Source organism: Photobacterium salinisoli, assembly GCF_003614885.1.
GTDB lineage: Bacteria > Pseudomonadota > Gammaproteobacteria > Enterobacterales > Vibrionaceae > Photobacterium > Photobacterium salinisoli.
In genome coordinates, this window is sequence record NZ_QZMS01000007.1 from 517,589 (window position 1) to 530,512 (window position 12,924).

A 12,924-nucleotide genomic window follows, 5' to 3' on the forward strand; every position below is an offset into this window, starting at 1 on the left:
CAGCAGCGGGTGGGTTACAAGGCAGCCGGCAGTAGAGATATCGGCCTGTTTTCTTTGATATAAAAATACCGCCCGAGTTACTCGGGCGGTATTTTTTTGATGACTTGAGACTATTTTGCCAGCGCTTCTTGTTCTGGTTTGGCAACCGCTGCCTGTGCAGCAGGCGAGCCGCGGCGGATCATGACCGTCATTGATAACAAGACAGTGACCACGCCATAGCTGACTTCTTCCCAGGGAACCAGATTACCGCTGAATCGGTTAACCAGCAGTACCAGTACAGGGATCAGATAGGTGTAGGCCGATACCTGTTCAGGGGCCAGCGCGACGCTGCCTTGCTGGAACAGGAAGAAACTGATAGCTGTGGCGAACACCGCCAGATACCCGATACCCAGCCAAATATCAGCAGGAATTTGCGTCCATTGCACTTGCACCAGCTGAGGTGCTGTGGCGATGGTCAGTAAGCCTGTTGCGCAGATCAGTGTCCAGCAGGTCAGGTGGACGAAGGATTCGCCTCTGTAGCACTTTTTGACAATGATCGGATTAAGCGCCATACCCAGACAGCCCAGCAGATAAATTTTGTTAGAGGCTGTCATCGCGATAGAGCCAGCAGCACTCAGATCGCCACGGAAAATAATCAGACCGGCACCCAGCATACCGCCCAGTAAAGCAAGCGTGACAGACATTGAGGTGCTGCGCTTGAACACGAACGCAGCCAGAATGGCGCTCATTAACGGCACAGTTGTATACAGGGCACTGGCGTCCAGCGGGCTGGTGTCGCGCAGAGCAATAAACATGGCAACAAAATAGCCCAGTGCCGGCAAGCTGATCAGCGTGTATCGGCCCAGATCTTTCGCGGAGGGGATACGGAACTGTCTTTTAGCAACCAGAATCCCGACAAACAGCAGGCTGGCCAGCAGGTAACGTACCCAAGTCACCACGAGTGGATCCATGGAAGCCATAATATAGCTACCAATCGGGAATGACAGGCTAATCAGCACAGTGAAGAAAAATAACTTCAGGTGTGAAATTTGGTTCAATGACAACATTCAACTTCTCTATGACTAAGATTAACTCGAAAACCAGAGCATTTAACCAAAACCTGACCCACAAGACAAGAAAGTTTGACCCGAAAGTTAAATAAAAAACTGGCAATATTAGTTGCCAGTTGTGATCTCTATCAGTCTGTTTGTTGTAAAATTACAACTTATTGACTGAAATGATGCTTGATGAAGGCTTTAATCAGTTGGATAAAGTCATGCTCTGCAAGTTTGGCGCAGCTCAGAGTCTGTTCGTGTGACAATGCCACATCGCCAAGTCCTTCAGCCATATTGGTAATGGCGCAGATAGCCAGAACCGGCAGACCGCAGTGAGCTGCAGCGATCACTTCAGGCACCACTGACATGCCGACTACATCACCGCCCATGATTTGCATCATCCGGATCTCAGCCGCCGTTTCGAAGTTCGGGCCGGTGTAAGAAACGAATACCCCTTCGTTGACCTCAATCTTCTCTGCTGCCGCTACTGTTTTGGCTTCTTCACGCAATGTTTTGTCATAAGCATTGGCCAGACTGAAGAAACGCGGGCCGTAAGCAGGATCGTTCGGTCCGGTCATCGGTGAGTCTGGCATGGTGTTGATGTGGTCACTGAAGATCACCAGCGAGCCGACGCCTATGCGCTCAGGCTGTAATGATCCTGCCGCGTTGGTGACCAGCATGAATTCGCAGCCCAGTCGTTTGAAAGTACGTACCGGGTTAGTCATCACTTTCATGGTCTGGTGTTCATAAAAATGTCCGCGGCCTTTCATGCAAACCACATCTATACCAAACATTTTACCCAGTACCAGTTCGCCGGAATGGCCTTCAACGGTACTGATTGGGAAGCCATCCAGCTCTTGGTAAGGAATAACGACGCGATCGTCCAGTTCATCGGCCAGTACACCGAGGCCGGAGCCAAGAATAAAAGCGGCTTGAGGTTTGAAACCTGGCTTACGGGCATAGATGGTATCGAGTGCATTGTTAACAGGATCTATGGTCATGTCTGTGTCCTTGGGTAATGGCACTGAAGTGCAGCTTGCTGATAACGCCAATGTAGTCGATCATTTGTCTGTGAAATGTCGTTAAAATGGCGGTATTTGTTTTGAAAAAAGAACAACGCCTGCCAGGGATGAAAAGTAAGAGGCTAAAAGGCATGACATGGAGCCAGCGTATTACGTTGAAAAAGTTGTATCGCTGCTGACATATTCGCGTTATTGCCAGGGAAGACAGCACACCCGCAGCTGAAAATTTTTTAAACACTGTCGCGGCTCTACTGAAGAATCAGGCTGAGTCGTGCTGAATGTCTTTTTACTATGCAGGTATTCAACGTAAAGCCTGTGCCGATGTTCACATTTTTGTCCTTCCGAACACCAAAACAATACTCAACTTGATGTGTATTGATCCAGATCTATAAAAAGGGTGAATTTTTCACCAACAATGGCTGTTCAACCACTCGTAAGGAGTCGCAGACATGAAAGCCGCTGTTGTGAATAAATTCAAAGGGAAACTGGAAATCAAAGATATTCCTCTGCCTGCTGTCAAACCCCGTGACATACTGGTGAAAATTCATGCCTGTGGGGTGTGTCATACCGATTTACATGCCTGTCACGGCGACTGGCCGGTGAAACCCAAAATGCCTTTGGTGCCGGGCCATGAAGGGGTCGGCGAAATTGTCCAGGTGGGCAGTGAAATCCATCATCTCAAGATAGGTGATCGGGTAGGCGTGCCCTGGCTGTATTCGGCGTGCGGTCATTGTGAGTATTGTCTGTCCGGTCGTGAAACGCTGTGTCTGGATCAGCAAAATGCCGGCTATTCTGTCGATGGCGGTTATGCTGAGTACTGCCTGGCGCATGGTGAATATGTAGTGAAAATTCCGGACGGATTGTCTTATGTCGATGCCGCGCCTTTGTTCTGCGCGGGGGTGACCACCTACAAAGCGCTGAAAGTGACTGAGGTCAAACCTGGCCAGTGGGTCGCTATTATCGGTGTGGGCGGTTTAGGCCACCTGGCCGTTCAGTATGCCAAAGCCATGGGAATGAACGTCATCGCGGTGGATACCGGCGCCGAGAAAATGGCGCTGGCGAAAGAACTGGGCGCTGAACACTGTATCGATTTCATGCAAGAAAAGCCGTCCGAAGCCATTCACCGGCTGGTGGGCGGCGCGCATGGTGTTGTGTGTACGGCAGTGTCCAAGCCTGCGTTCGAAGAGGCTTACCGCTCGGTGCGCCGTGGTGGCAGCTGTGTGCTGGTGGGCTTGCCGCCGGAAGACATGCCAATACCTATCTTTGATACCGTACTGAATGGCACCAAAGTGATTGGCTCAATTGTCGGCACGCGTCAGGACTTACAGGAATGCCTGCAATTTGCCGCGGAAGGCAAGGTGAAAGCCATTACTGAAGTGAAAGCGCTGGAAGATATTAATGAGATTTTTGATGACATGATCAAAGGTGAAATCACAGGACGAATAGTGATGAACCTGGAGTCATAATCATCTGACTTTGGCTAAATCCCTCTTGGTGCAAACCCGGAGGGATTTTATTTTCAGCGGCGTTATCGTCTTTGTTGAATGTCAATGGTGTCGATTACATCAAACTTTTTTGGTGAAATTATGAATTTCACCAGCTGAAATACCCGCACAGATTCCAATTCTCAATGAACTAAACCACACTCTGTTGCATAGTTGCACTTATCAGCTTGTGCAGCTTGCCGCCATATCAAATCGAAGTCTGTCTGACGTACGCCTGATGTTCTGCATCAGGTGTTGATGGTGATTTGTTGTGTTTACAGAACAAATAAACGTCAATGTGTTAGGTGAAAACATGAGAAAGGATATTCAAATCGCGATGCTGGCAGTACTGACCAGCGTATTAACTGCCTGCTGGGATGATGATAAAGATGATGATTCATCCGGAGCCGAGAGAAATGCGTTGATTCGAACGGAAGCGTTAGCTATCAACGATTCGCACTGCGCCTCCGGGGGGCTGCGGATTATTGCCGGTTACGATGAAAACCAGAATGCGCAGCTGGATGAGGCAGAATACGTATCGTCAAAGTATGTATGTAACGACGGTCAGCAAAGTTCAGATGGTGAAGGGAACCCAATCTTTGATGAGGCATTGGTTGGGATTGCCTTTATTGCCAAAGAGGATGTGAATTGCCCGGCAGGCGGGCAGAAGATCTACATGGGAGTGGATAAGAATAACAATCAGATACTGGACAGTGATGAAATTACTGACACAGAAATTCTCTGCAGCGACGGAACGCTGAATGCGCCGGAGTCTGTGATTAATGCGCTGACTGCCTCGCCTGCGACAGTAGTGAGTAACGGTGTTTCTGTGCTTGAGGCAACGATATCCAATGCTTCGCAAGTGGATGAGATCCAATGGACAGATCAGAACGGTAAATTGTTGTCTCCAAGAAGCAGTAGCGAGCCACATATCCTGGATCTGCAGGCGGGTCCGGATCTCGGGCAGTTTACATTCACGGTGAGTATTGAAAAGCAGAACGCCGGCGGTAAGCAGGTACTGCAGTCAAAATCGATTACGATCACGGTCAGCCAAGCTCCGTCGGCCACTCAAACAGTGTCGCTTGAAACCCGTCAGGTCTTTCTGCCGGATGATTTTACGATGTCGCCAGTGACTGGGGATATCTCTGGCACCGTGATTTACGGGGATCCGAAAACGGAGTCTGCGAGTTCGCGAATGATGGCAATTCCAACACCGGAAGAGACTGAGCTGGTGGGCTTTGTCGTTGAACGAGGCGCACTGAATCAGGGCACTACAGCTCAGCAAATTTTGCAAACCATGGTGAATGCGGTCAGCCAGCATTTACCATCAGCGGGAGATCGGATCGAACAGCTTTCTCAGACTGTGCTGGAAAATGGCAATGTGTCTGCCAGCTATAACATCACACTCAATACTGCCATGCTGCCAACCAATTTGCTCCATCTCCTGCTTCAGCAAATGGCTGTGAATGTGATTGGTGGCGCGACAGATACGTTAATGCCAGCGTCGACAGAAGTGGCAGTCTCGTCGTTTCAGTTTGATCTGGTTGTGAGTTATAACCCGTTGCAAGATAGCCTGATTATGACGGCCACACTGGTGGATAAAAATCATGTCGGACGTTATGCGGATGTCATCAGTGCCACGACATCCGAAACTATCAGTGCGGCGCTGGGTTCAACCTTGCTGTTACAGTCAGATCAGTTCACCGCTGTTGAACAGACTCGCTCGAAAGCAGATTTTTTCTTTGTTATTGATAACTCGGGCAGCATGTCAGATGAACAGAATGAGCTGAGCCGCTTGACTCAAAGTTTTATTCAAACCATAGGGGCTTCCGGAATCGATTATCAGGTCGGTACGATCACAACAGACTCGGATCAGCTACGTGGCGTTGGGTTTACCCATGATGCGACGCAAATTGAAGCGGACTTCATCCCGGGTACTCACGGGAGTGCGACGGAGCGAGGGATATTTTTTGCTGAGAAGGCACTGGATCCGGTTAACGGGACGGTCACTCAGGCCGGATATCCCCGGGTTGGCGCGTCACTTTCAGTCATTATTGTCAGTGATGAGCCAAGTCAGTACGGCAATAATCCGCCGTTTGACCCAAGTCAAAACCTGTTCGTGGATAACGGCTATCGCGTCTATGCCATTGTGAAACCGGGGCATGCCAGTATCAGTCAATATGATGATTTAGCGGTATCTACGCTTGGAAAAATACTGAACATTGATTTGATTTCCGAATACGACAACTTCATGAATACGGTGGCAAATAATGCAGGGGCAACCAGTGCAGGCTACAAATTGTCGTTGGCCGCAACCCATCAGATCCTGTCTTCTTCTTTATCAGTGAAAGTGGATGGTGTTGCGGTACAGCGCAGCACGGCAAATGGCTGGCAGTACTATCCGTTGTCGCAAGCTGTTGTGTTCACCGGTGCCGCGATTCCGGCGGTAGGTGCCACAATTACTATTGCCTATCAATATGTACAAACCACACCATAAATGATGCATCACAGCCGGGCTGACAGGGGTCAGCCCGCTGTTTTTAGCGTGTTGTTTCGTTTGTTCAAGTGGAACGGTAAGAAAGGTCACTTTTTTTTCACTGTCTACTTGTCTTCATACCGTTTCGTGCTATTTTCTCGCGACAAATGTCTATCTGGAGTTTATGACTATGCCTAAGGCAAGTGATATTAAAAAGTCTGCAGCTATTGAACACGAAGGTAAGGTGTATTTTGTTAAAGAAATCAACAAACTAACACCAAGTGGCCGCGCCGGTAACAGCCTTTACCGTATGCGTATGTATGATGTGGCAACCAACGCGAAAGCGGATGTGAGCTTCAAAGCCGATGACATCATCACATTGGCAGACTTTAGTCGCCATGCCGCGTCTTTCTCTTACATTGACGGTGAAGAGTATATCTTCATGGACAATGAGGATTACACCCCTTATCACTTCCACAAAGATGTGATTGAAGAAGAGTTGCTGTTTATTACAGAAGACATTCAGGGCCTGCATGTGCTGGTAGTGAATGGTGCGCCGGTGGCGCTGGAATTGCCGTCTACCGTTGATTTGGAAATTGTAGAAACCGACCCTTCCATCAAAGGGGCTTCTGCCAGTGCGCGAACAAAACCTGCTGTGCTGAGCACAGGTTTATCGGTACAGGTGCCAGAGTATATTGCCACCGGTGATCGCATTCGTGTGAATACCCTGGAACACAAATATATGAACCGTGTAGAGAAGTAAATTTCTCTGCATTGCTGGAAAAAGCCGCAGCAAGATGTGCTCCCTGAATGCCGGACACTTTTGTTATGCGGTTTTTTTTGAACAGCCTCCCAGCATGCCTGCTTCTGTTTGCACTGCCATTAACTATCGTTAAGATATGCAACACACTTTTATCTGCTGACCCAGCTTCTGTTCGGAAGAGTTAATATGAAAAAGGCACTGTCCAGCCTCATTACTTTATTTATGCTTCAGGGTTGTGCCGGATATGTGGGAGGCGATCTGGAAGATGTCGTTGTTGATACCTATCTTGATCAGTGCCGGTATACGCCCACCTATTATGAAATGAAAGTGTATACCGATGCGAAGAATGACTACGCTGATGAAAACATCTCCGGCATTATTGCCACTTATACCTTAGGACTGTTTCCGACCTACTGGCTGTCTGAAGTACACAGCAAAGTCACGATCGAAGCTCAGGGCAAAGAGGTATATGCCAGAGAAGATGTCAGTCGTATTCACACATTCTATGGTTTTTTATGGTTGCTGTTTTTAAGTGATGACAGTGTGAATGCGCTGCGGGCGGATGAAGGTTCAGGTCTGCGTGTTATTGAAGGCATACAGGACAGGGCAGTGGCAAAAACGCTGAATGAAATGCCTGACAGCATTGATATTAATGAACTGTGTGTCACATATCTGGATTTATAATATTTTTGCTTATCTGTCTGCCGTATCGGTAGGTTTTCCTGTTATCCGTGGTGTTAAATTTGTTAATAATGAGCCCACTGTCAAATAATCAACTTAAATATCATCCATTGTGATTGGCTTCAACTTCCGCAATCTGTGCTACCCGCTGCTGTTTATATCGTGATTTAGTACTGGCTAATGCCATCAATATGACTATTTATGCCATAAATCAGCATGAGGCTGAAATTTGCCCTGATTGTTTTCTGTTCAATCTCAATTGAGTTTGCAAGATTTAATTTGCTATAACCATCCTCGTATTAGTTCGATACATCAGCATTTTGATAACGATAAGGATACAAGGATGTCTATGCGTAAATTTGTAAGCAGTGTTGTGGCAGCCTGTGCATTGTTAGGCACGTCAGTGTCTGCCACTGCAGGCCCGGTACTGGATGATATTGTTAAAACCGGCGAGCTTCGCGTCTGTTTTGACGCCGGTTATATGCCGTTTGAAATGAAAAGCAAAAACGGCTCTTTTGTCGGTTTTGATATTGATATCGGTAAAATGATGGCCCGCCAGATGGGGGTGAAATATGTGCCGGTTAACACCGCCTGGGACGGTATTATTCCCACTCTTCTGACAGGTAAGTGCCACATTATTAATGCAGGTATGACCATCAATGCGCAGCGCAATATGCGCGTAAATTTCGCAGAACCCTACATCATTGTCGGTCAGACTATTCTGCTCAATCCTGAGCTTGAAGGTAAGATCAAAAGCTACAAAGACCTGAACGACAGCAAATACACCATTGCGACTAAGCTTGGCACCACAGGCGAGCAAGCAATCAAGCGTATGATCAGCAAAGCTAAGCTCAATGTGTTTGAAACTCAGTCTGATGCCGTGCTGGAAGTGGCAAACGGCAAAGCGGATGCCTTCATTTACGACATGCCGTTTAACGCTATTTATGCCTCGCAGAATACCGGCAAGGTGGTCCACCTTGAGCAGCCATTCACTTATGAACCCTTAGGCTGGGCGGTCGCCCAGGGCGATATGGATATGCTGAACTTCCTCAATAACTTCCTGCGTCAGATCAAAGGCGACGGGACGTATGAGCGCATCTACGACAAATGGTTTAAAGACAACAGCTGGCTGAGCCAGGTGCAATAAACCCGATAACGGCTGGCCGCTGAGCCAGCCGTGCAATCTCGCTGTTTTCTCATTCCGACACGCCTAAGGAAGAAGTATATGATTAGGACGTCTAACCGATGGCTCTGGCAAGCTGTATTTGTCGTCATCATGGCGCTGCTGATGACGGGGCTGTACCAGGCTTCGCAAAGCATAAATTACAATTGGCAATGGCACCGTGTCTTGCCATTCATCGTTGATACCACCCCTAAAGAGTTTAGGGCGCAGGGGGATGGCACGGTTCAAATCAACGCTGATAACTCAATTACCATCAACCTTGACTACAGCAATGTGCCGCAGCAGATCCCCGCTTATGATGCCCGCCTGGTGCAACAGGGCGATCTGGTGTTTGAAGGTGATGTGGTTGCAAGCAGCAATCAGTGGACGATTGGTCCGGTCACTCTAGGGTTATGGGTGACCCTCAAAATCTCGGTGCTCTCACTCTTTTTTGCCATTATTCTGGGGTTGATGGCCGGTTTAATGCGGATTTCCCATAATCCTGTGACCAAAAATCTGGCTTTCCTGTACGTTGAAATCATCCGTGGCACCCCCTTACTGGTACAAATTTTCATCGTGTACTTTTTCCTGGGGACGATTTTCGAACTGGAGCGTTTTACGGCAGGTGTGGTGGCGTTGTCCATTTTCACCGGTGCCTACATTGCGGAAATTATCCGGGCCGGTATTCAGTCGATCCCGCCAGGGCAGATGGAAGCGGCCCGCTCGCTGGGCATGAGTTACCCCAAGGCAATGATGTATGTCATCCTGCCCCAGGCCTTTAAACGCACCTTGCCACCTATGGCGGGTCAGTTGATTACGTTGATCAAAGACTCATCTCTGGTATCGGTCATCTCGATTACCGATTTGACCAAGGCAGGCCGTGAGGTCATCAGCGGCAGTTTCGCCACCTTTGAGGTGTGGTTTGTGGTTGCAGGACTGTATCTGCTCCTGACAACCAGCCTGTCGTGGGCAGTACAGCGAATTGAGAAGAGGTTGGCGAGCAGTGACTAATACATATCAGGGCGACGACATGATAGTCGCCGACAAGGTTAATAAAATTTATCCCAATCTGTGCCATGCCCTGAAAGATGTCAGTGCAACGGTGAAGCGTGGCGAGGTAGTGGTCATCATCGGGCCGTCAGGCTCGGGTAAATCGACCTTTCTGCGTACGCTCAACCAGCTGGAAGTGATTACCTCGGGGCAGATTCAGATTGATGGGATGAACATGTACGCCAAAAGCACCAATATCAACGAATTGCGTGCGAACGTTGGCATGGTCTTTCAATCGTTTAATCTGTTTCCTCATAAAACGGTGAAAGGCAATGTGATGCTGGCACCCCAGAAGGTCAGGGGACGCACGAAAGCGGAGATAGAGCCGGAAGCTGAAAAACTGCTCAAGCGGGTCGGTCTGGCAGACAAAATGAATGTCTATCCATCGCAGCTATCCGGTGGCCAGCAACAACGGGTGGCTATTGCCCGGGCACTGGCAATGCGGCCGGATGTGATGCTGTTTGATGAGCCGACCTCTGCGCTCGACCCTGAAATGGTCGGCGAGGTGCTGGATGTGATGAAAGATCTGGCCGCAGAAGGTATGACCATGGTGGTGGTGACGCACGAGATGGGCTTTGCCCGTGAAGTGGCTGATCGCGTGCTGTTCATGGAAGAGGGTGAACTGCTGGTCAGTGATTCGCCCGAGAACATTTTTGATTCGCCCAAGCATCCGCGACTGGCCCAGTTCCTGTCAAAAATTCTCTAGCAGCCACACGTTATTCTTACAGGCGTAAAAACCAAAGGCAGACTCTGTGAGTCTGCCTTTTCGTTATCCCCTCTGAACCATTGTCTATGGCGGTGCTCATTGCTTTCCATAATAAAATCATTGTATTGCACCCTAAAGATGCACAGTTGTCCTGGTTGAACCTTATTGGTGCATTGATGGCGTAAATATTACGCAATTCCCGCCTGAAAACATCGATTGCAGTGGCACTGAAATTGCAGCCAGTCGATATAAACAACAATAAGTTACGACAAACACGACACATAAAATGCGAGATGCAGGGAGTTTGCACAATGGATTTGTCCGCTCAGGAAAAACATTGGTTACCCATTTGGGGGCGTACGGGAAAACTGGCCATGCGACGGGCTTGCTGGCTCAATCGTAAGCGTCAGGATGATTTGCAACAAACCTTCACCAGTGTGGCACTCACCCGGGTGAGAATTTTAGAAACCTGGGTGGAGAACCAATGGCTGTTCTTGCAGGATGCCGCTCTGTATCTGGCCACTAAAGCCGAAGATGAACGCGATGACGCATTGCTCAGGCTGAAAGGACGGGCGGCGCACTTCTCTGAGTTGTTTATCACTGACAGTAATGGCCTGATTTGTGCCTCTACCTATCAGGGGCACCGGGGGCAAACGCTGGCGGCGCAAAAAGCGCTGCAGAACGGGCTTAAGGCGCGTTTTCTGCACGGCCCTTATGTTGACGAAGCCACTGAGCGGCTGGGCCGCACTACCTCTTCGTTTCATGATGCCGTCACCCTGATGTTTTATCAGCCGGTGACTGTGACTCAGGCAGACGGCACACATCAGGTTCAGGGGTGTTTGTGTGCCAGGCTGCCTAACGATGTCATCAGTGATTTAATTCAACGCGAAGCCGGGCATATCTATCCTGAATCGGGCGATAACTATATTTTTATGGTGAACTCTGCGTTCGATCCGCAACTGCTGCCAGGCACGGCCCTGTCACGCTCACGTTTTGAAGACGACACCTTCTCTCACGGCGAAAATCTGAAATCCGGTATTCACACCGAGTACGGAACGGTCAGGGTCAACCGGCATACTGAGTTTGAAATCCGCTTTACCGATCCTGCCACCGGAGAGCTGCATCCTGGAGTCAGGGAAACAATCCGGCACGGACAAAACCTGTTCGTGTCCTACCCCGGCTACTCAGATTATCGCCATATTCCTGTGATCGGCAAAGGGGTGACTTTTCAGTTGCCGGGCTCGCCGGATCGCTGGGGGATGATGTGCGAAGCGGATCTGGAGGAAGTTTACCGCCACCGATCCTTGCATTACCGGCTCAGCAAAACCTTTTTCATGTGCAGCGCGGCCGCGATTTTCTTCCCTATGCTGATGAGCGTTACTCAGGGGCTGGGCCTCTTTGCTCAGGCCGGCCTGGGGGCTCTGACCGCCTTGCTGAGCTTACTGGTATTTCGTTTTACGGCATCAGGTCCGCTGGTCAGGCAAATGCAGGAAATGACCTCTGTGATTCAGGCGCTCGCAGAAGGCGACGGCAATCTTCAGCAGCGATTGAATGCCGAACGCTTCAAACCCGATGAAACCGGTGAGATGGGACGCTGGATCAACAGCTTCATCGACAATCTGGATGGAGTGATCAGTGAAATGATACACGCGGCCAATGAGGTGCGGGAAGTCAGTGAGTCCATGCTTCGCCGTTGCGAGCGGATGGACGGCGCCGCGAATGATACTTCGACTGCCATTGCAGCAATGCTGAACCTTGCGGGCAGTCAGCAGAGCGATATCAGCTCAGCATCAGTGTCGGCGCATCAGATGCAGGATGTCATGCATCTGGTCGTGGTAGAGGCGGAGCAGGAATATCAGCAGGCGCTTGCTAACACCAACAATATCAAAGGCGTGGTTGAGCGTTCAGCACAGAGTGTGAATGGGGTGAACAGCGAAATGAGCCAGATTGGCGATATTGTAAAACTGATCACCGATATCACGGCGCAGACCAATTTGCTGGCATTAAATGCGGCGATTGAAGCGGCGAGGGCTGGTGAGCATGGACGGGGCTTTTCTGTGGTGGCGGATGAAGTGCGCCAGCTGGCAAGCCGCACTTCAGAGGCGGCGAACCATATCGGTGCGTTAATGGAAAAACTGCGCCTTGAATCGGCAGCGGCTGTGCAGTCGATGGAGCAGGGGATCCGGGATGTGGAGCAAAGCACAGTTGTGATTGATGCCGGAGAGCGCAACAAACAGATGCGGCAGGCGGTTGAAGCTATGTTTGAGGTGATCAACCAGCTGGCAGGAAACAGCGAACGCCATCATGATACGGCACAGGCCGCTCAGCACTCCACTGAGCTGCTGACCCGCTCGTCACAGCAGCTCAGTCGCCGTACTGTGCTGGTTCAGAACGCCATTTTCCGCTTGCGCCAGATGGTAGACAGGTTCGAAGTCAGTTCGGGCTCTGATGTCAGTCATGCGCCTGATCTGTTGCCGGGTCACAGAACAAATAGGTGATTGGCGGTGAATCTTTGACAAACTCGTTATAATTTAATCAGGTAGGAT

The 12,924-nt window shown here is 49.6% G+C and carries 10 protein-coding genes; 8 read left to right on the forward strand and 2 right to left on the reverse strand.

Annotated features, from left to right (window positions below):
- Nucleotides 1-110 precede the first annotated feature (110 nt).
- Nucleotides 111-1,046: a DMT family transporter gene (locus D6M16_RS03100; protein WP_120510525.1), complete on the reverse strand. Its 936-nt coding sequence runs from the start codon at nt 1,044-1,046 to the stop codon at nt 111-113.
- A gap of 158 nt (nt 1,047-1,204) precedes the next feature.
- The gene (gene xapA, locus D6M16_RS03105; protein WP_120510526.1) at nt 1,205-2,035 is read right to left on the reverse strand and encodes a xanthosine phosphorylase; all 831 of its coding nucleotides are present in this window, start codon (nt 2,033-2,035) and stop codon (nt 1,205-1,207) included.
- Between the two features lie 470 nt (nt 2,036-2,505).
- Between xapA and adhP the strand changes: the two genes are divergently transcribed.
- The 8 genes from adhP to D6M16_RS03145 all read left to right on the forward strand — a co-directional run bounded on the left by adhP (nt 2,506) and on the right by D6M16_RS03145 (nt 12,876).
- Nucleotides 2,506-3,522: an alcohol dehydrogenase AdhP gene (adhP, locus tag D6M16_RS03110; RefSeq protein ID WP_120510527.1), complete on the forward strand. Its 1,017-nt coding sequence runs from the start codon at nt 2,506-2,508 to the stop codon at nt 3,520-3,522.
- A gap of 331 nt (nt 3,523-3,853) precedes the next feature.
- Nucleotides 3,854-6,037 carry a vWA domain-containing protein gene (locus D6M16_RS03115; protein ID WP_120510528.1) on the forward strand — a complete coding sequence of 728 codons (2,184 nt, stop codon included), beginning with the start codon at nt 3,854-3,856 and terminating at the stop codon, nt 6,035-6,037.
- A gap of 169 nt (nt 6,038-6,206) precedes the next feature.
- A complete protein-coding gene (gene efpL, locus D6M16_RS03120; RefSeq protein ID WP_027252527.1) occupies nt 6,207-6,779 on the forward strand; it encodes an elongation factor P-like protein EfpL in 573 nt (190 codons plus the stop codon).
- Nucleotides 6,780-6,965: 186 nt separating this feature from the next.
- Nucleotides 6,966-7,463, forward strand: a complete 498-nt coding sequence (locus D6M16_RS03125) for a hypothetical protein (protein WP_046219294.1) — start codon at nt 6,966-6,968, stop codon at nt 7,461-7,463.
- A gap of 346 nt (nt 7,464-7,809) precedes the next feature.
- Nucleotides 7,810-8,607 carry a transporter substrate-binding domain-containing protein gene (locus tag D6M16_RS03130; RefSeq protein WP_046219595.1) on the forward strand — a complete coding sequence of 266 codons (798 nt, stop codon included), beginning with the start codon at nt 7,810-7,812 and terminating at the stop codon, nt 8,605-8,607.
- Nucleotides 8,608-8,685: 78 nt separating this feature from the next.
- Complete coding sequence (locus tag D6M16_RS03135) at nt 8,686-9,633, forward strand: amino acid ABC transporter permease (RefSeq protein WP_046219293.1); 948 nt, start codon at nt 8,686-8,688, stop codon at nt 9,631-9,633.
- A 19-nt stretch (nt 9,634-9,652) separates the two neighbouring features.
- The gene (locus D6M16_RS03140; protein WP_046219292.1) at nt 9,653-10,378 is read left to right on the forward strand and encodes an amino acid ABC transporter ATP-binding protein; all 726 of its coding nucleotides are present in this window, start codon (nt 9,653-9,655) and stop codon (nt 10,376-10,378) included.
- 311 nt (nt 10,379-10,689) lie between these two features.
- On the forward strand, nt 10,690-12,876 hold the full coding sequence (locus D6M16_RS03145) for a methyl-accepting chemotaxis protein (protein WP_120510529.1): 2,187 nt from the start codon (nt 10,690-10,692) through the stop codon (nt 12,874-12,876).
- The last annotated feature ends 48 nt before the right edge of the window (nt 12,877-12,924 follow it).